Genomic DNA, 19,174 nt, shown 5'->3' with positions numbered 1-19,174 from the left:
CGTGAGAGAGAACGCCATGAGGGTAATGCTGGTTGAGGACGATCCGTTGCTTGGCGAGGGGGTCGTCGACGTGCTCCAACGAGAACAAATGGTGCCCGAGTGGCTGACCGAGGGGCGCGGGGTCTGCGAAGCGCTCAAGGGGTCCACGTTCGATGTACTGATACTGGATCTGGGATTGCCCGACGTCGATGGCTTCGACATCCTCCGGCAGTTGCGGGAGGGGCAAAGCCAGATCCCGGTGTTGGTTCTGACGGCGCGGGACGAGGTAGTCGACCGTATTCGCGGTCTCGACAGCGGCGCCGACGATTATCTCGTCAAGCCTTTCGACAACGGCGAGCTTCTGGCCCGTCTGAGAGCGTTGGTTCGGCGCAGCGCTGGGCGTGCATCACCCGTGGTGACATGTGGTCGGCTGTCGCTCGACCCGGCCGCCCACGAGATACGCTTCGACCGGGTCGCCGTGGCGCTGGGGCGCCGCGAGCATGATCTTCTGGCCTATCTGATGACGCACCCCGGGCAAGTATTCTCCCGGGATCAACTGGTTGAGGTGCTCTACGGCTGGGATGCTGAGGTCGAGAGTAACGTAATCGAGGTGCACGTCCATCATCTGCGTCGAAAATTCGGCGCCGAGGTGGTGGCGACGGTGCGCAACGTCGGTTATCGCCTGGGAGCGGCAGGTTGATATCGATTCGTCGTTATCTCAGGCGCGTTCTGCTGATTTCGGTAACGCTGATTACCTCGGTCGCAGCGCTCTGGAGCTATCACGACACTCGCGATCAGATCAACGAGTTGTTCGACGCCGAGCTGGCGCAGACCACACGGACGATGGTCGCGCTCTACTTCGAGTATCGCGGCGAACAGGGGCGTGCGCCCGAGCAGATGATTCAAGATCTGCAGATCGAGCCGGTCATGGTTCCCGACAGCCCGACCGACGCGCCGACTCCGCTGGGGCATCCCTACGAGAAGAAACTGGGGTTTCAGATCTGGGACGACGAGGGTCACGCCCTGTTGGGCATGAAGACGCCGGGCGTGCTGGACACGCTGATCCCCGTACCAGGCTATGCGCAGACTGCAGGAGAGGAACACGACTGGCGGACATTCACGTTGTATGACGAGGTTCATGGCGTCTGGGCCAGTGCCGCGCAGCGCGACGACGTGCGCGACGAGTTGACTTGGCAGATCGCGTTGCGCAATTTGATGCCGCCGGTGATCGGTGTTCTGCTGATTGCCCTGCTGATTCCTTTCGTCATCGCGCGCGGCTTTTCCCCCCTGTTGCGCGTCAGTCGCCAGATCACGGCGCGCCGGCCGAGCTACCTGGAGCCCATCGACGGCAGCCAGGCACCCGACGAAATTCGGGGCATGGTCGAAGCGCTCAACGGATTGTTCGTGCGACTGGCCGAGACGCTGGAGAAGGAGCGCCGCTTCACGGCCAATGCCGCGCATGAGCTGCGTACCCCCCTGGCGGCGATCAAGGTGCATGCCCAGAACCTGATGTGCGATAGCGCCGAGGAGCGGTCTTTGCGCGGCGCGCGTTCCATCATCAACGGGGTCGACCGCATGACGCGCGTCGTCGAACAACTGCTGACGCTATCCCGCCTCGAGAGCGGCGAGGGTATGAATCGGCAGGTCGTGGATCTAACCCGATTGGGGCGTGAGCTGCAGCGGGACATGCAGCCCCTGGTCGAGCGGCGGGGCATCCGCTTCACGCAGGAAATTCCCGGTACGCTCCAGATTCGCAGCTACGAGAACGGCCTCTACGTGCTGCTGCGCAATCTGCTCGACAATGCCTTGCGTTACACGCCCGAAGGCGGCGAGGTGAGGTTGCGGATGTGGCAGACCGGGGATTGCCTGCATATCGAGATCGCCGACAGTGGCCCGGGGATACCGATCGCGGAGCGCGAGCGCGTTTTCGAGCGATTCGTGCGCCTGGCGGGACAGCGGACCAGTGGGTCGGGGCTGGGCCTGTCGATCGTTCAGGAACTGGCTGAGAGGCTCGGTGGGGACATCCGTCTCGACGACTCGTCGCTACCGGTCGACAGTGGACTGAGCGTCCACGTCTACCTGCCGTTATCCTGAGCGGCAGGATCGACGGCGAACGGGAGAGATGGTACCCAATCACAACGGCGTCTTGCTCCGCTCCCCGGGAACCTCGCGCACCAGGCGTGGCATCAGGAAGCCGGCGAGACGCTGGCGCAGCGCTTCGATCAACTGGCGCGCCTCGGCGTCGGAGACGTCGAAATGGGCGGCGCCCGATACGGGATCGAGTACGTGCAGGTAATAGGGCAGTACGCCCGCCTCGAACAGCCGTTCCGATAGTGCAGCCAGCGCTTCCACGTCGTCGTTCACACCGCGCAGCAGCACGCTCTGGTTGAGCAGGGTGACGCCGGCCGCCTTCAGTCGCTCACAGGCGGCGACCACCGCGTCGTCGATCTCCTGGGCATGGTTGATATGCAGCACCATCACCTTCTGCAATCGGGTGCCGCCGAGCCATTCGAGCAGCGCGTCGTCGACACGATCGGGGATCACCACCGGCAGGCGGGTGTGAACGCGCAGCCGCTTGAGATGCGGGATCGCCTCCAGTTGCCGGACCAGTGCCGCCAGACGACGATCCGGCGAAGCGAGGGGGTCGCCGCCCGAGAGAATCGCTTCCTGAATGGAGTTGTCATTGCGCAGGTAATCCAGCGTCTTGTCCCATTCCCGCATCGACGGAGCGTTGTCGGCGTAGGGGAAGTGTCGGCGGAAGCAGTAGCGGCAGTTGATCGCGCAGGTCGGGCTGGCAATCAGCAACGCCCGGCCGGAGTACTTGTGAATCAGCCCCGGTTTCGGCGTGTGATTGCGCTCTTCCAGTGGGTCGTCGATAAAGCCTGCCACGACGTCGCTCTCGGCATCCAATGGGAGTACCTGGCGCAGCAGGGGGTCGCCGGGGTCGCCGCGTCGTATTCGGGACAGATAGGCTTCCGGCACGCGCACGGAAAACAGCGCGTGCCCGCGCCGGGCGCCCGCTATCCACTCGGGATTCAGTGCCAGGCGCCGGCACAGCGTGACCGGGTCGCGGATCACCTCGCGCAGTTGCCGCTGCCAGTCGCCCTCCGGCGTATCGGCTACGGCCACATCGGATACGACCTCTTCGCAATGCACAGCGATCGGGGTTCGGGTTATCATGCGGTCCACCTGAGTTAGAACGCGCCCTGGTAGCGCTGTTACGGAATTCTCGTCGCGGACGGCCCGCGAACGTTTACTAGTGAGGAATCATGGCGAACTATTCTACCAACGAATTCAAGGGCGGCCTTAAGGTGATGCTGGATGGCGACCCGTGCAACATCCTAGAGAACGAATTCGTCAAGCCGGGAAAGGGGCAGGCCTTCAATCGCGTCAAGCTTCGCAACCTGATCACCGGGCGCGTCTGGGAGCGTACCTTCAAGTCCGGCGAATCGCTGGAAGGTGCCGACGTGATGGACCTGGACATGGAGTACGTCTACACCGATGGCGACATGTGGCACTTCATGAAGACCGACGGCTCCTTCGAGCAGTACGCGGTGGACAAGAAAGCCATCGGCGACGTCGAGAAGTGGCTCAAGGAGCAGGCCGTCTACACCGTGACGCTGTGGAACGATAACGCCATCGCCGTCTCGCCGCCCAATTTTCTCGAGCTCGAGGTGGTGGAGACCGATCCCGGCCTCAAGGGCGACACCGCCCAGGGCGGTTCCAAGCCGGCGACGCTCTCCTCCGGGGCGGTGGTGCGCGTGCCGCTGTTCATCAACCAGGGCGAAGTGTTGAAGGTCGACACGCGCAGCGGCGAGTACGTCTCCCGAGCCTAGGGTTTATACGAAAAGTCAGCGAGCGCAGCTAGTTTTCGTACAAAGCCCAAGAGGTTCTTCCTGCGCGCGTGCCTCGCGGCATTGGATTCCGCCTCGACATGCGCATTTGGGAACCGCCAAACTCCGCTGTCTCGTTGGAATCCGCCTTGCCAGGCACGTGCTCGGAGAGAACACGGCGTTCGCGAAAGAACCTCGATATTGATTCTTCGAAAGCCACGCCTGCGCGTGGCTTTCGTCGTTAGGGCGATGGTCTGGGTGGCCGGGACCGCATCGACTGCCATTCGCCGATCGCATCATGTTGGCTACGCTTTGTCTGAAAAATGCCTGAGCTTAACCATACGGCGTTAAAAATCGGCTCAAAATGCTCATTTACACCCCGTAAACTCCGCGTTTTCGCCGATTTTTGCCTTGTCTGGCTATCGCTCGTCGATTTTTCAGACAGAGCTTAGGTTGTTTGCCCGATAGTGAGTGAGGGACATTGAAATGGCCAGATTGGCGGGGCGCAAGGCGTTGATCACCGGCGGCGCCAGCGGTATCGGCCTGGCGACGGTGGAGCGCTTTCTCGCCGAAGGCGCCGAGGTGGTGATGCTGGATCGTGACGGGGACGCTCTCGGACGCGAGTCCGCGAGGCTCGGTGCCCGGTTTGGCGGGCTCTGTTCCGGGGTCGAGGCGGACGTCGCCGATGCCGACAGCGTCGCCTCCGGCGTCGAGCAAGCACTCGCCACGACCGGAGGTATCGATATCCTGGTCAACTCGGCCGGCGTCAACGTGTTCGGCGACCCGCTGTCGCTGGCGGAATCGGCATGGCGTCGCTGCCTGGCCATCAATCTGGAGGGCGCGTGGCGCATGATCCAGGCCCTGTTGCCGGGGATGCTGGCGGCGCGGTACGGACATATCGTCAATATCGCCTCGGTGCATGGCCACAAGATCATCCCCGGCGCCTTCCCCTATCCGGTTGCCAAGCATGGCCTGATTGGGCTGACCCGCGCGCTCGGCATCGAGTACGCGGATCGCGGAATCCGGGTCAACTCGGTATCGCCGGGGTTGATTCGCACGCCCGCCGCCGAGGCCTGGCTGGCGCAGTGCGACGAGCGGGAGCGCCAACGGCAGGTCGATCTGCTGCCCGGCAAGCGGCTGGGCGAACCGGAGGAGGTCGCCAATACCGTGCTGTTCCTGGCCAGCGACGAAGCAAGGTTCATCAACGCCACCGATATCCTGATCGACGGTGGCCGCAGCCAGGTCTATCACTCGTGACGAATACGCCTCGGCCAGACGACTGGCAGCCCGCCGCGACGATCGAGACGCTGCGCCAGCGGGCGCGGCTGCTGGCGACGATTCGCGCCTTCTTCACGGCCCGAGACGTGCTCGAGGTGGAGACGCCGGTCCTCGGCCATGCGGGCAGCACCGACCCGCATCTCGATTCGCTCTCGCTCGAGGCGACGACGCCCGATGGGCGCGAGCGCCTTTGGCTGCAAACCTCGCCGGAATTTCACATGAAGCGGCTGCTGGCGGCGGGGGCGGGGCCGATCTTCCAGCTGGCGCACAGCTTTCGCGATGGCGAGGTGGGCCGGCGACACAACCTCGAATTCACCATGCTCGAGTGGTATCGCCCGGGGTTCTCGCTGGACGAGCTGATCGACGAGTGCGGGGCGCTGATTCGCGCGGTGTTGCCTGGCGACCCCGGCCCGCTGCGCCAGCGCCGCTACCGTGATCTGTTCCGTGACCATCTCGATGTCGATCCTTTCCAATCTCCGCTGGCGGGTCTGCGCCAACTTGCCGGTGAGAGCGGCGGGCTGCCGATGGACGATGCCGACCGCAACGGCTGCCTGGACCTGCTGATGAGCTTCGTCATCGAACCGCGGTTGGGCCGGGATGGTATCGAAGTCGTCGTCGACTACCCGGCGTCGCAGGCGGCGCTGGCGCGACGGCGAATCGATCCTGAGGATGGCGCCGAAGTGGCCGCGCGATTCGAGATCTACCACCGGGGGATCGAACTCGCCAATGGCTATGACGAGTTGACCGATGCCGCGGAACAGGCCATGCGTTTCGCCGAGGACAACCGGCAGCGCACGGCGTTGGGCAAGCCGGCCGTCGATGTCGATCGGCGACTGGTTGCCGCTCTCCAGCACGGCATGCCCGCCGGCAGCGGCGTGGCGCTGGGTGTCGATCGCCTGATCCAGCTGGCGCTGGACAAGGAATCCATTGCCGAGGTCATGGCGTTCCCGACGCCGAGGTGTTGACCGGCCGTCTTGCTGCTACCACTCCACCCGTCGTCGTTCACCGAAGGGCCACAGCGTCACGATCTCTCTTAGCAGCTGCTTGGCTGCCGGCGAGAGCGGCCGCTGGCGGCGCACGATGACGTGGGACTCGGCCTCCCGGAACACCGGATGATCGACCTCCAGCGCCACCAGTTGGCCGCGCCGCAATTCGTGCAATAGCGCCACGCTGCCGATGAAGGTCACGCCGTTGCCGGAGCTGACGTACTGCTTCAGTGTCGCCAGGGAGTTGCTGACCAGGCTGGCATGGAAATGGCGCTTGCTCAGGACTTCCACGGCATCGATCAACTGCCGGATACCGTAGCCGTGACCCACCAGGCCCAGGGGCCATTCGAGGATGGCGTCCAGGGCGAGCGGCTGGGGCAGCCGGGTGAGCGGATGTTCGGGGTGAACGATGGCGCAGAGCGGCTGACGGACGGCGGCGACCGACTCGATGCCGGGAATCAGCCGGGGCGCATAGGCAACGCCGATATGGGCCTGGCACTCGTAGACCTGGCGCACCACGTCGTTGACGCTCGCCAGGTTCATCTCGATCGTCAATTGCGGATGACGCGCGCAGAAATCGTTCATCACGCCGCTCATCAGCCGGTCGCTGTACCCCTCGCTGATCAACAGGCTGATATGGCCGCGTTGCAGGCCGTCCAGCTCGGACAGCTGCCCGAACAGCGTCTGTTCGGCAACATCACGCTCCCGGTAGAAGTCGAGCAGAATGTCGCCGGCCTCGGTGGCGCGTACACCGCGACCATGACGTTCGACCAGCGTCAGGCCGAGCGCCTGCTCGAGCTGCCGGATCTGGCGGCTGATGACGGAGGGCTCGACGTCCAGGCGGTCCGACGCCGTGCGGATCGAACCTGCGTCGAGCGCCTGCGAAAGGTAGTAGAGCCAGCGGCTGTTGAGGTGGGTGGGAGATTTGTCGTCGTGAGCCATGGGGAGGAGTCCGAGAGGTTGGATTCGCCAAGCATGCTTCGAGTGTTGCTTTTTAGGCAACAGTAGACTGTCGACGAAAGTATTGTTTTCCGCCCCGTGGGATCTACTCTCGGAGGAGCGAGATGGGTCGGGTGGACCTGCCAGCGGCAGGCACAACAACAAGCACGTCCGACCGTATCGCCGACGACAACCACAAGATCGACAATGAGGTTTTCGCATGACGACACTGTTCCCGCGTCGCTTCTCCGCCACGCGTCGCCGCTTGCTGGGCGGGATGGCGATGGTGACACTGCTTTCCACACTCGGATCGTTGTCGCCCCTGGCAGCCGCGCCTGCGGAGGCCAGTACCCTCCGGGCGGTGATGCATTCGGGCCTGCGGGTACTCGATCCCATCACCACTACCGCGCATATCACCCGCGATCACGGCTATATGATCTGGGATACGCTGCTGGGCATGGACGACCAGTTCCAGCCGCAGCCGCAGATGGCGGACTGGTCGGTCTCCGACGATGGCATGATCTACACCTTCACCCTGCGTGATGGCCTGAAGTGGCATGACGGCGGGGAAGTGACCGCCAGCGACGCGGTGGCCTCGTTCAAGCGCTGGGCGGCGCGGGATGGCGGTGGCCAGATGCTGATGGACCATGTCGCCAGCGTCGAGGCCACCGATTCACAGACCATGACGCTGACGCTCTCGTCACCGTTCGCCTATGTGCTCGAGCTGATGGCGAAGCCTTCGTCGGTGCCGCTGTTCGTGATGCCGGCGCGTATCGCGAGCAAGTCGCCCGACGAGACGCTGACGGTGGAAGATCAGATCGGCTCGGGGCCGTTCAAGTTCGTTGCCGACGAGTACGATCCCGGCAACCGGGTGGTCTACGAGAAGTTCGCCGATTACGTGCCGCGCGATGAGCCGGCCAGTTGGACCGCCGGCGGTAAGGTGGTCAACGTCGATCGTGTCGAATGGATCAACATGAGCGATGCCCAGACCGCGCTCAATGCCCTCAATTCCGGCGAGATCGATTTCCTCGAATCGCCTTCCGTCGATCTGCTCCCGGTGCTCCAGGCCAATTCGGATCTTACCGTCGAGAAGATCAACGAACTCGGCAGCCAGACCATTGGGCGCTTCAATTTCCTCTATCCGCCATTCGACAATCCCCAGATTCGCCGTGCCGCGCTAATGGCGATGGACCAGACCGATGTGCTCGCCTCGCTGGTCGGCAATCCCGAGCATTACTCGACTTGTCCGTCGATGTACGGCTGCCAGACACCGCTGGCCACCGACGCCGGCGCGCCTGCGTCGCTGACCGGCAAGGCGGATCCCGAGGCCGCGAAGCAACTGCTCGAGGAGGCCGGCTACGACGGCACGCCGGTCGTGATAATGCAGCCGACGGACGCGCCAACCGTCAGCCCGCAGCCGGTCATCGCTGCCCAACTGCTACGTCAGGCCGGTTTCACGGTCGACCTGCAGCCAATGGACTGGCAGACGCTGGTGACGCGACGCGCCAGCCAGCAGCCACCGTCGGAAGGCGGCTGGAACATGTTCTTCACCAACTGGTACATCCCTGAGGTGTGGAACCCGCTGGTCAACCCGATGCTCAACGGTCGTGGCAAGGATGGTGGCTGGTTCGGCTGGCCGGACGACCCCGAACTCGAATCGATGCGCAACGAGTTCGCCAAGGCCGACAACGATGCCGATCGCAAGGCCATTGCCGAGCACATCCAGCGGCACGCCTTCGAGCAGGTGACCTATATCCCGTTGGGCGAATATTCGATCCCCGCCGCCTGGAATAATGACTTGTCCGGCGTTCTGCACTCGCCGGTACCGTTGTTCTGGAATATCACCAAGTCTGAATAAAAGGGCTCCGGAGCGCGATCGCTATCGCGTTCCGGCCCTGCCGCGAACTGCAACGGAGTACGCTCATGTTCAGCTACTGTCTGCGTCGAACGCTGGCGGCGGTGCCGGTCATGGTGGTGGTGGCGCTGTTCGTCTTTCTGCTGCTGCGGCTCTCGCCGGGCGACCCCGCCGCGATTATTGCTGGCGACATGGCCACGCCGGAACAGCTGGATCGCATCCGCGAAACCCTGGGGCTGAACCAGCCGATCTACCTGCAATTCTTCAACTGGGGCGGTGAGCTGTTGCGCGGCGATTTCGGCACCTCCTTGATGTCGAACCTGCCGGTGACGCAACTGATGGCGCAGCGCCTTGAGCCGACCGTGAGCCTGGCACTGCTCAGCATCGTGCTGTCGGTGGTCGTGGCCGTACCGATGGGTGTCATCGCGGCCTGGAAGCACGGCAGCCTGATCGACAACGTGGTGATGTCGGTCTCCGTGCTGGGCTTTTCGGTGCCAGTGTTCGTGATCGGTTACATCCTGATCAAGATCTTCGCCATCGATCTCGGCTGGCTGCCGGTGCAGGGCTTCAAGCGTGTCTCCGAGGATGGCTTCGGGCCCTTCATAAGGCACGCCATTCTGCCGTCACTGATGCTGTCGACGATCTACATCGCGCTGATCGCCCGGATGACCCGTGCCAGCATGCTCGACGTGCTGGGAGAGGACTTCGTGCGTACTGCCCACGCCAAGGGCGCCAGTGAGAAGCGGGTGCTGTTCAAGCACGCGCTGCGCAATGCCGGCGTGCCGATTCTGGAGGTGATCGGAACCGGTTTCGCGCTGATGATCACCGGGGTGGTGGTGACCGAAAGCGTGTTCAACATCCCCGGGCTCGGCCGGCTGACCGTCGATGCCATCCTCGCGCGCGACTATCCGGTGATTCAGGGGCTGATTCTGGTCACTAGCGGCGTCTATGTGCTGATCAATCTGGCCATCGACCTCTCCTATGCGCTGCTCGACCCGAGGATTCGTTACCAATGAGCCTGACATCCCCTCATGCATCCCCCGGCGTGACCGCCACCATTCCATCACGACGTCGGTTGCGATGGTGGCCGCGCCAGCGACCCGGCTGGGCGGTGATCGTCGCCGCTGTCTGTCTCGCGCTGATCGTGATCGTCGCCATTCTCGCGCCGTGGCTGGCGCCCCACGACCCGCTCGAGATGTCACCGGCGAACCGTCTCAAGCCACCCGGCGAGGCATACTGGCTGGGCAGCGACGCCTATGGCCGCGATCTGCTGTCGCGAGTGCTCTATGGCGCTCGGGTCTCGCTGATCGTGGGTATCGGCAGCGCGCTGATCAGTGTTGTCATCGGCCTGCCGTTAGGGATTCTCGCTGGCTTCTTTCGTGGCCTGGACACATTGATCATGCGCGTCATGGATGGGCTGATGGCGATTCCGAGCGTGCTGTTGGCGATCGCCATCGTCTCACTGATCAGCGCCAATCTGTGGACGGTGATGGCGGCGATCACCATTCCGGAAATTCCGAGAGTCGTGCGTCTGGTGCGCTCGGTGGTGCTCTCCGCGCGGGAAGAGCCCTACGTCGAGGCGGCGGTGTCGCTAGGCAGCAACCTGTTTACGGTGATGTGGCGGCACCTCATGCCCAACACGCTGGCACCGCTGATCGTGATGAGTACCTACATCTGCGCCTCGGCGATCCTGACCGAAGCGATTCTCTCCTTCCTGGGCGCCGGGATCGGTACCGAGACGCCGACCTGGGGCAACATCATGGCGGAGGGGCGGACCTACTTCCTGATCAAGCCGTCGCTGATCTTCTGGCCGGGGATCATGCTGTCGATCTGCATCCTGTCGATCAACCTGCTCGGCGACGCCGCGCGTGACCGTCTCGATCCCCGGCTTCAGAAGCGAGGAGCCACGCAATGAGCGATGACGTCATTCAGTTCGGGCCCGCACCGGCACCGGTGCTCGATATCCGTGGGCTGCAAGTCGCGACGCAGTCGTCGCCGGCCAAGCCCATTCTCAAGGGCATCGATTTCGCGATCGCGCCGGGCGAGACGCTCTGCCTGGTGGGGGAGTCCGGCTCCGGCAAGTCGGTGACCTCGCTGGCGGTGATGGGCTTGCTGCCCAAGGGGAGCCTGAAAGCGACCGGCGGGCGCATCGAGCTGGAGGGCGATTCGCTGCTTGATGTTTCCCCGACGCGGCTCAGGGATCTGCGGGCCAGCCGCATGGCGATGATCTTCCAGGAGCCGATGACCGCCCTGAATCCCTTGATGCGAGTCGGTGAGCAGATCGAGGAGGTCCTGGTCATGCACCAGAGGGGGCTCTCCGCCAAGCAGCGATGCGATCGCGTGCTCGAGATGCTCGATCAGGTCCAACTGCCGGATATCGAACGGGTTTACGCCAGCTGGCCGCATCAGCTCTCCGGTGGCCAGCGCCAGCGCATCATGATCGCGATGGCGCTGATTCTCGAACCCAAGTTGCTGATCGCCGACGAGCCAACCACGGCGCTGGACGTCACCACGCAAAAGCAGATTCTCAAGTTGATAAAGCAGTTGCAGGAGCGGCACGGCACGTCGGTGCTGTTCATCACCCACGACATGGGCGTCGTCGCGGACATCGCCGACCGCGTCTGTGTCATGCGTCACGGCGAAGTGGTGGAAACACAGCCGATCGACGCACTGCTGCGTCGGCCGACGACGGATTACACCCGCCAATTGCTTACCGCGGTGCCGAGCCTTCGGCCCAGGGCATCGCGCGAGGTGACGGATCGAGAGATCGTGCTGGAAGCGATCGAACTCGAGAAGCGCTATGGCCAGGCCTCGCGCTGGGCCCGGCTCGCCGGCAAGGCTTCCGCGCAGACGCTGGCGGCGAGCGATATCAACTTCGCGCTGACTCGCGGGCGAACGTTGGGCATCGTCGGCGAGAGCGGCTCCGGCAAGTCGACCGTGGCCCGCTGCGTGATGCGCATGATCGAGCCGACCGGTGGTGGCGTGCGGGTCATGGGCAAGGATATCGCCAGTCTCGGCAGGGCGGCGCTGAAACCCCATCGCAAACGGATCCAGATGGTCTTCCAGGATCCGTTTCGATCGCTGAATCCGCGCTTGACCATCGGCACCAGCCTGATCGAGGGGCCGGTCAACTACGGCACGTCACACGAGGAGGCACTGGCACGTGCCGCCGAACTGCTGGAGCTGGTGGGGTTGCCGAAGGACGCGCTTGGCCGCTATCCCCATCAGTTCTCTGGTGGCCAGCGCCAGCGCATCGCCATTGCCCGGGCGCTGGCGATGGAACCCGACGTGCTGGTCGCCGACGAGGCCGTCTCGGCGCTGGACGTCTCGGTGCAGGCCCAGGTGCTCGGGCTGCTCGACGACATTCAGCGCCGGCTCGGCGTCGCGGTGCTGTTCATCACCCATGATCTGAGTGTCGCCGCCCAGATCTGCGACGAGGTGATGGTGATGCAGAAGGGCGTGGTGGTGGAGTATGGCCCGGCGAGCCGCGTGCTGGGTGCGCCCGAGCACCCTTATACCCGCTCGCTGATGCTGGCGGCTCCCGGGCGGCACTGGGACTTCTCGGAATTCCGGCCTCTCGATCGCGTTTTCGAGGAGACTCCGACATCAAATTCGACCACCACCGTCTATCCATGAATGGCCGGTGCTACTCGGCCTAATTGCCTCTTTTTTCATGATCAAGTGGATTCAAGGAATTCTTCATGTCACTGCTCCGTATCGCCGTCGGCGGTTTTCTGCACGAAACCAACACCTTCGCGCCCAGCCCGGCAACCTACGAGGATTTCGCGCGTGGTGGTGGTGCGCCGCCGCTCACCGAGGGCGAGGCGATCTTCTCCGCGGTAGCGGATAGCAACATCGGCCTGTGCGGTTTCATCGACGCCGTCGAGGCCCGGGCGTGGACGCTGATCCCGACGCTCTGGACGGCGGCGAGTCCGTCGGCACATGTCACCGAGGATGCCTTTGAGCGCATTGCCCGGCGTTTGCTGGCGAGCATGCGGGAAGCCATGCCGCTCGACGGTGTCTATCTCGACCTCCACGGGGCCATGGTCGCCGAGCATCTCGACGATGGCGAGGGCGAGTTGATTCGGCGGGTGCGGGCACTGGTTGGTGACGCCGTGCCGATCGTCGTCTCGCTGGACCTGCATGGCAACGTGACACCAGCGATGGTCGAGCAGGCCGATATGCTGATCGCTTATCGAACCTATCCCCACGTCGATATGGCGGAGACCGGTGCCCGCTGTGCCGCCGCCATGGCGATGCTGCTGGCAAGCGACAAGCGCCCGGCCAAGGCGTTTCGCCAGCTCGATTTCCTGATACCGATCGCCTGGCAGTGCACGGCGGAGGAGCCTTGCCGTTCGCTCTATGCCCAGGTCGCGGCGATGAAGAGCGAATCGCTTCCTTCGGTCTCTTTCCTGACCGGATTCCCGGCGGCGGACTTCGCCGACTGCGCCCCCAGCGTCATCGTCTATGGGAGAGATCAGGCCAGCGCCGATGCAGCCGCCGATGAGTTGACGGCGCTCATCGCCGCGCAGGAGTCGGCATTCTCGGGGCGGGTGTTCGAACCGGAGGAGGGGGTGCGCGAGGCGATGCGGCTGGCGGAGAGCGCCGCACGGCCGGTGGTGATCGCCGATACTCAAGACAATCCTGGCGCCGGCGGCAATTCCGACACCATGGGCATGCTCAAGGCGCTCGTCGTCTGTCGGGCCCGGCGAGCGGCGATCGGCAACGTGTTCGATCCGGCGGCGGCGAGAGCAGCGCACGAAGCGGGTGTCGGCGCCGTCGTCCGGCTGGCGCTGGGCGGGCACTCCGGGGTGTCGGGGGACTCTCCGCTAGAAGCGGCATTCACGATCGAGGCGCTCTCCGACGGCCGTTTCGTGGCCCCGGGCCCCTATTATGGAGGCGGTCGTCTCGACATGGGGCCGTCAGCGTGTCTGCGAATCGACGAGGTGCGGATCGTTGTGGTCAGCCGCAAGGCCCAGATGGCTGATCTGACGATGTACCGTTCGGTGGGCATCGAACCGCTCGAACAGGCCATTTTGGTCAACAAGAGCTCGGTGCACTTTAGGGCCGATTTCGCACCTATCGCAGAGATGATTCTGGTCTGCGCCGCGCCAGGTCCGATGGCGGTCGATCCAGCCGTACTGCCGTGGAGACGGCTGCGCCCGGGACTGCGGACCTCGCCGCTGGGACGGCCATTCTCTCCCGTGCCACAGCTCGTCTGATTCCCTTTTGCCATCGCAAGGAGCCGTCATGACAACGCTACCGCGTATCGAAGCCTTTACCGACGAACTGATCAGTATTCGCCACGACCTCCATGCGCATCCCGAGATCGGCTTCGAGGAACGGCGCACGTCGGGGATCGTGGCCGACTACCTGCGCAAGCTCGATATCGAGGTGCACACCGGGCTGGGCGGCACCGGGGTCATCGGTATCGTCGACGGCCGGCGAGGGCCCGGCCGGACAGTGGGACTGCGCGCCGACATGGATGCGCTGCCGATGGACGAGGAGACCGAGCTGCCGTTCGCCTCGACCTTCCCCGGCCGTTTCCACGGCTGCGGCCACGATGGCCATACCACGATGCTGCTGGGTGCGACACGCTATCTCGCCGAGACGCGGGATTTCGGCGGACGCGTGGTGCTGATCTTCCAGCCCGCCGAGGAGGGGCTGGGCGGTGCGCGGGCGATGATCGCCGAGAAGCTGTTCGAGCGCTTCCCCTGCGACGAGGTCTATGCGTTGCATAACGCGCCGCATCTCGATCATGGCCAGGTCCGCGTGATGACCGGCAAGGCGATGGCCGGCGCCGAGTTCTTCGATATCGTCATTCGCGGCCGTGGCAGCCACGGCGCGCAGCCCAACCACGCCCGCGATCCCATCGTGGTGGCGACCCAGCTCTCCCAGGCGATGCAGAGCATCGTCAGCCGCAATACCAATCCTCTGGACGCGGCGGTGGTGTCGATCACCCAACTGCATTCGGGTTCCGCCTATAACGTGATCCCCCAGTCGGCGACGCTCTCCGGCACCATTCGCACCTTCGACGAGGGTGTCGCGACGATGATCCATCGGCGCATCCGCGAACTCGCCGCCGGGCTGGCCAACGCCTACGGCGTCGAGATCGAGGTCGATATCCGCAATATCTTCTCGGTGTTGGAGAATCACCCCGAGCAGACCGAGGCACTGGCGGCCGCGGCCAGGGATATCGTCGGTGATGCCAACGTGGCCGATCTCGGCCGACCGGCGATGGGCAGCGAGGATTTCGCCGACATGCTCAAGGTCGTGCCGGGCTCCTACTGCTGGGTCGGCCATGCCGGTGATATTCCTGTTCATAACCCGGCCTTCGTGCTCGATGACGGGATTCTGCCGATCGGCGCCAGCCTGCTGGCGAGAATCGCCGAGCGTCGCCTCAATGAGCTGGCCGGCGTTTCCGACCGGGGGTAGATCTCGTCACCGGCTCAGTCGTCGATACGGCCGCGGAGGCGTTTCTTCTGGCCGTGCTTCGTCTTCTGATCGACGCGCTTGCGCTTGGCGCTGCGGGTGGGTTTGGTGGGGCGGCGCGGTTTGTCGCCGTAGAGCACCGGCTTGATCAGTTGCCTGAGTCGCGACAATGCTGCCTCGCGATTGAGCTCCTGGGTGCGGTGCTCCTGTGACTTGATCACGACGATGCCGTCGCGAGTGATGCGTTTGTCACTCAGGGCCAGCAGCTTCTCCTTGAACCCGGGATGCAGACTGGAGGCGCGGATGTCGAAGCGCAGGTGGATCGCCGAGGAGACCTTGTTGACGTTCTGGCCACCGGCACCCTGGGCGCGTACGGCGATGAGTTCGATCTCGTTGTCGGGGATCGACACGTTGCGGGAGATTTCCAGTGGCATCGGTTGCTCCCTGAGTGTTCGAAAATGAGGGTAAGGCCTCGCTTAGTCGACGCGATAGATACGCCAGCCTTCGGGGCAGGGCCTATCCTGCCACAGGCTGAGCATGGCGTCGCTGGCCGGAAACAGCGGCGTGGGGAGCTCCTTTTGCGGAAACCACGTCCAGCGATCGAAGACATCCGGCTCGGTTACGCGGGGCTCGGCGATTTCGTCGCCGAGTGAAATCAGTGCCGCGCCGGTGATCGCGGTGCGGTCGCTGTCCAGTTGTTGCAGGAAGGCGAATATCTCGACCGGCTGCCGAGTGACGATGCCGGTCTCTTCGTGCAGTTCCCGCAGTGCCGCGGCCTCGAAGGTCTCCCCGGGTTCGACGTGTCCACCGGGAAGACACCAGGTGGGTGTCTCTCCGGCCTTGATACGGTAGCCGAGCAGCAGGTAGCCGCCGGGGCGGGTGACGATGACACCGACACCCACGCGGGAAATGGGGGCAGCCATCAGAGCGGTTCCTCCCGTAGCGACGCTTCCGACAAGATCGACAGCACTGCACTGGCCGCATAGTGGCCGCTGATAAAGGCGGCCACGATACCTCGGAACAGCCCGCAGGCGTCGCCGACCACCCAGATCGGTTGTCCGGGCAGGCGCAGGTGGCCGTCGACGCCGGGATACCAGCCGACGCCCTCGAGGGTCGGGCCGATCAGGCGCGTCGCTTCATGTTCGATCCGAGGGAAGTTGTCGACGATTGGCGAACACCCGGGTCTTGACCTTGCCAGTCGACATATCGCGTAACCAAGCGCAGTCGAGTTTCTGCTTGCTGACGTCGATAGCGATCACTGCCATGCTCTCGTCGCCTTTCCTTGTTCGTGCAGCCTTACTCCGGATTGGGAGGAGCTTGGATGCCATTCGAGCTATCGAGATAGAGGGCATCAGGGGGCTAATCTAGCTCTTAGGCTACAACGCCTCAGGGTTTATGGATGCTCACCCTAAGGCCAAAGCCTGCTGATAGCTAATCAACAGGCCCGGAGAAACTCAAGGGTTTATACGAAAAGTAGATTTTGCGAGGATTCTTCTATGCCTCAACAGCATAGGTGAGGTATGGCAGGACGCCACGAGATATCCGACCACGGCCGGGCCCTTATCGAGAATATCGTGTCGCCGTCGAAAACGACGAGGCGAGCCCGTCTTGATGACCGCCATGCGTTGAACGGCATTTTCCGGATCCTTTTGCTCGGGCGCCAAGTGACGCGATCTTCCCGAGCGTTACGGCCCCTGACCCACGGTGTATGAACGATTCCACCAGTGGCGTGATGATGGCGCCTTCGACGCCATGCTGACGCGGCTCCCGCTCCCGCTCCCGCTTCGCGAGGATGGCCTGATGGACCTGGATACTGGATGGTCGACTCCATGGCCGTTCGTGCCACACGGACCGCCTTGGGAGGCGGCAAAAGGGGGCCGGATGAACCCGGTAGACCATGCGTTGGGGCGCAGCCGGGGCGGCTTGACCACCAAATTCCATTTAGTCTGTGACCGACATGGATGGCCACTGACCTTCACGCTGTAACAGGGTCAGAACGCCGACACTCGTCATTTCATGGCCACAATAGAGACCATCCATCTGCCAGGAAAGGCGGGGCGACCGCGCAAGCGTTGCCGCTACGGTATGCCTGGCTCCCATAAGCCGGCGCCTACGAGCTGACTTCTCGTACAAAATCTAGCTCAAGGGAGAAAATCTTTCTCATTTGATTTGAAACGGTACGAATCGTATTTTATAGTGAGATTGAGCCCTACTGTGAATCAGACGAAGAAATGAGTGGCTATGGGAGAGTTGGTGACTTCTCCCCGGCGGTAGCGTGGACCAGACTTACCTAGATATATAGAGCTTAGGTAAAACTGAAGTCTCAGTGAGACACGAGTCAGACTAAGAATAAATTTGGTGCGAGGATCAGCACTCTTATTGCGGTCGTGCAAGACACTGGACTGACAAAAGGCGCTGGAGGTTTACGCCAAGGTGCTCAAGAAATCGGTCGCTGGCATGAGCACCCTTTAGTAACGTTGCATTGGGTAAATGAGACTGCCAATCCTCTGGTGATTTACATGGAGTGATGATGAGTAGCGAAAATGTGATTGTTTGCTTTCCGTATGCCGGTGGTGGGAAAACATCATTCGAGATACTTAATAAACATTTGCCACATAGTGTCAGAATGTTTTCACTGACGTACTCAGGCAGAGACAGCAAGAGCGATCCGGAAAAAACCACTTCACACTTTAACCGCACGCTGGAAGAGTTGAAGTCACAACTTAGTAACATTGATGAGCCTATTACATTTTTTGGTCATAGCATGGGAGCCATAATTGGTTATGAGCTGGCATTGATGCTCAGCAACCAGCTCAACATCAGGAAGTTAGTTGTATCGGCCTGTAAGCCCCCGGAGCTTATTGTTAGTTTAAGGATTTTCAGTGCAGACTCGGACAATGGGTTTAGGAAGGTTGTAGATTTAGGGGGCATACCTCAGGTTATTGCGAGAAATCCAGCGCGACTCAAAGAAGCGAAATCCAAACTAGCGAACGATCTCCGGCTGTTAAGTAACTACAGAAGAGGTAGCTACCCCAAAGTCAGATGCGCGATTCATGCGCTGGTTGCGACGGATGACTCACTGGCATCTGAAAAGGAAATGCTAAAGTGGGAAGATTACACGCTCAACGAGTTTAAGTTAACGACATTAAAAGGTGGTCACTTTTACTTTAGGGATAACTCAAAAGAAGTGGCCCGCTTTATTTCGTAATTCGCATAAAGGAGCATCAGGCATGAAAGTATTCGCAGATGCTGACGCATATCTGGGGTCATCTGAATTTCGTTTTTTTAGTTCAGGTTATAAAAAAGTAAGCTATGAATTGTCGGATGAGGTTGTTCGAAATTACGATTATTCGGCGAAGCTGAAGCTGGTTTATCCAGAAGACTGGTCTGTCAAAAAAGAAAATAAACTTCCTCCACATCTAAGCAGCATCGACGTTATACTTATGTCAACAAGGTCCTGCGATAAGATATTAGCATCAAGGAATAAAGAAAGTTTTGAGATTACTCAGATAAAGATACGGGCTTCCAGAGAACCGCTAGAAAACCTCAATAGCGTTCGTGTTACCTTCGAAGTCATGTCTGAAAGTGAGCATACAGTAATGCTTTCAGGAAAAGTCGGAAACATGAGTGTTGCTCTGGAGGTGATTAATAAAGACAGGAGCGACCTACAATTGTCATCCAATTTCAGCGTGGAAGGGTTCAAACACTCAAGGCAATCTATTGAAAATATCAGGCTCAAGAATAAAGGCGGTCTCAAGTTCCAAGCGCAACGCTAGTGGACACGATTGCCCTGCCCAGCAACAGAGCGCTGCAGGACTTCCGTAAAAACCTCAAGGGGTGGCCGCCAACCCAGCGTTTGACGAGGGCGTTCA

The 19,174-nt window shown here is 62.0% G+C and carries 18 protein-coding genes; 13 read left to right on the top strand and 5 right to left on the bottom strand.

The annotated features are described in order from the left end of the window. Positions 1-16: 16 nt before the first annotated feature. Both F0A16_RS20970 and F0A16_RS20965 read left to right on the top strand, forming a co-directional pair. A complete protein-coding gene (locus tag F0A16_RS20970) occupies positions 17-679 on the top strand; it encodes a response regulator (protein ID WP_149437923.1) in 663 nt (220 codons plus the stop codon). Then, positions 676-2,073, top strand: a complete 1,398-nt coding sequence (locus F0A16_RS20965) for an ATP-binding protein (RefSeq protein WP_149437921.1) — start codon at positions 676-678, stop codon at positions 2,071-2,073. Before F0A16_RS20970 ends, F0A16_RS20965 begins: the two co-directional genes overlap by 4 nt. Positions 2,074-2,112: 39 nt before the next feature. Here the strand turns inward: F0A16_RS20965 and epmB are convergent, their stop codons facing one another. Next, on the bottom strand, positions 2,113-3,159 hold the full coding sequence (gene epmB, locus F0A16_RS20960) for an EF-P beta-lysylation protein EpmB (protein ID WP_149437918.1): 1,047 nt from the start codon (positions 3,157-3,159) through the stop codon (positions 2,113-2,115). Between the two features lie 89 nt (positions 3,160-3,248). Between epmB and efp the strand changes: the two genes are divergently transcribed. The 3 genes from efp to epmA all read left to right on the top strand — a co-directional run bounded on the left by efp (position 3,249) and on the right by epmA (position 6,055). Continuing rightward, positions 3,249-3,815: an elongation factor P gene (gene efp, locus F0A16_RS20955; protein WP_071231664.1), complete on the top strand. Its 567-nt coding sequence runs from the start codon at positions 3,249-3,251 to the stop codon at positions 3,813-3,815. A gap of 483 nt (positions 3,816-4,298) precedes the next feature. Further along, complete coding sequence (locus F0A16_RS20945) at positions 4,299-5,069, top strand: SDR family oxidoreductase (RefSeq protein ID WP_149437916.1); 771 nt, start codon at positions 4,299-4,301, stop codon at positions 5,067-5,069. Beyond that, positions 5,066-6,055, top strand: a complete 990-nt coding sequence (gene epmA / locus F0A16_RS20940; RefSeq protein WP_149437914.1) for an EF-P lysine aminoacylase EpmA — start codon at positions 5,066-5,068, stop codon at positions 6,053-6,055. The genes F0A16_RS20945 and epmA overlap by 4 nt, the downstream gene beginning before the upstream one ends. Positions 6,056-6,070: 15 nt before the next feature. Here the strand turns inward: epmA and F0A16_RS20935 are convergent, their stop codons facing one another. Then, positions 6,071-7,018 (bottom strand): LysR family transcriptional regulator, encoded by a 948-nt coding sequence (locus F0A16_RS20935; RefSeq protein WP_187776104.1) that lies wholly within the window; start codon positions 7,016-7,018, stop codon positions 6,071-6,073. Between the two features lie 217 nt (positions 7,019-7,235). Between F0A16_RS20935 and F0A16_RS20930 the strand changes: the two genes are divergently transcribed. The 6 genes from F0A16_RS20930 to F0A16_RS20905 all read left to right on the top strand — a co-directional run bounded on the left by F0A16_RS20930 (position 7,236) and on the right by F0A16_RS20905 (position 15,305). Then, positions 7,236-8,873, top strand: a complete 1,638-nt coding sequence (locus tag F0A16_RS20930; protein WP_223119850.1) for an ABC transporter substrate-binding protein — start codon at positions 7,236-7,238, stop codon at positions 8,871-8,873. Positions 8,874-8,938: 65 nt separating this feature from the next. Further along, complete coding sequence (locus F0A16_RS20925) at positions 8,939-9,886, top strand: ABC transporter permease (RefSeq protein ID WP_149437910.1); 948 nt, start codon at positions 8,939-8,941, stop codon at positions 9,884-9,886. Beyond that, positions 9,883-10,785, top strand: a complete 903-nt coding sequence (locus F0A16_RS20920) for an ABC transporter permease (RefSeq protein WP_149437908.1) — start codon at positions 9,883-9,885, stop codon at positions 10,783-10,785. Before F0A16_RS20925 ends, F0A16_RS20920 begins: the two co-directional genes overlap by 4 nt. Next, on the top strand, positions 10,782-12,506 hold the full coding sequence (locus F0A16_RS20915; RefSeq protein ID WP_149437906.1) for an ABC transporter ATP-binding protein: 1,725 nt from the start codon (positions 10,782-10,784) through the stop codon (positions 12,504-12,506). The genes F0A16_RS20920 and F0A16_RS20915 overlap by 4 nt, the downstream gene beginning before the upstream one ends. Positions 12,507-12,571: 65 nt before the next feature. After that, on the top strand, positions 12,572-14,092 hold the full coding sequence (locus F0A16_RS20910; protein ID WP_223119849.1) for a M81 family metallopeptidase: 1,521 nt from the start codon (positions 12,572-12,574) through the stop codon (positions 14,090-14,092). A gap of 28 nt (positions 14,093-14,120) precedes the next feature. Further along, positions 14,121-15,305, top strand: a complete 1,185-nt coding sequence (locus F0A16_RS20905; protein ID WP_149437903.1) for a M20 aminoacylase family protein — start codon at positions 14,121-14,123, stop codon at positions 15,303-15,305. A 14-nt stretch (positions 15,306-15,319) separates the two neighbouring features. On the opposite strand, the gene arfB is transcribed toward F0A16_RS20905, so the two are convergent. From arfB to F0A16_RS22150, 3 genes are all read right to left on the bottom strand, one after another. Then, positions 15,320-15,736 (bottom strand): alternative ribosome rescue aminoacyl-tRNA hydrolase ArfB, encoded by a 417-nt coding sequence (gene arfB / locus F0A16_RS20900; RefSeq protein WP_149437901.1) that lies wholly within the window; start codon positions 15,734-15,736, stop codon positions 15,320-15,322. Between the two features lie 42 nt (positions 15,737-15,778). After that, complete coding sequence (locus F0A16_RS20895; protein WP_149437899.1) at positions 15,779-16,225, bottom strand: nucleotide triphosphate diphosphatase NUDT15; 447 nt, start codon at positions 16,223-16,225, stop codon at positions 15,779-15,781. Positions 16,226-16,438: 213 nt separating this feature from the next. After that, on the bottom strand, positions 16,439-16,567 hold the full coding sequence (locus tag F0A16_RS22150; protein WP_275401768.1) for a hypothetical protein: 129 nt from the start codon (positions 16,565-16,567) through the stop codon (positions 16,439-16,441). 1,265 nt (positions 16,568-17,832) lie between these two features. Between F0A16_RS22150 and F0A16_RS20885 the strand changes: the two genes are divergently transcribed. Continuing rightward, the gene (locus F0A16_RS20885; protein ID WP_187776103.1) at positions 17,833-18,510 is read left to right on the top strand and encodes a thioesterase II family protein; all 678 of its coding nucleotides are present in this window, start codon (positions 17,833-17,835) and stop codon (positions 18,508-18,510) included. A gap of 22 nt (positions 18,511-18,532) precedes the next feature. After that, positions 18,533-19,078, top strand: coding sequence for an AvrD family protein (locus tag F0A16_RS20880; RefSeq protein WP_149437895.1), 546 nt, complete (start codon positions 18,533-18,535; stop codon positions 19,076-19,078). The last annotated feature ends 96 nt before the right edge of the window (positions 19,079-19,174 follow it).

Source organism: Salinicola corii, assembly GCF_008298015.1.
In the GTDB taxonomy this organism is placed as follows: Bacteria; Pseudomonadota; Gammaproteobacteria; order Pseudomonadales; family Halomonadaceae; genus Salinicola; species Salinicola corii.
The sequence above is the reverse complement of the archived record's forward strand: the minus strand, read 5'-3'. Positions and strand labels throughout refer to the sequence as shown.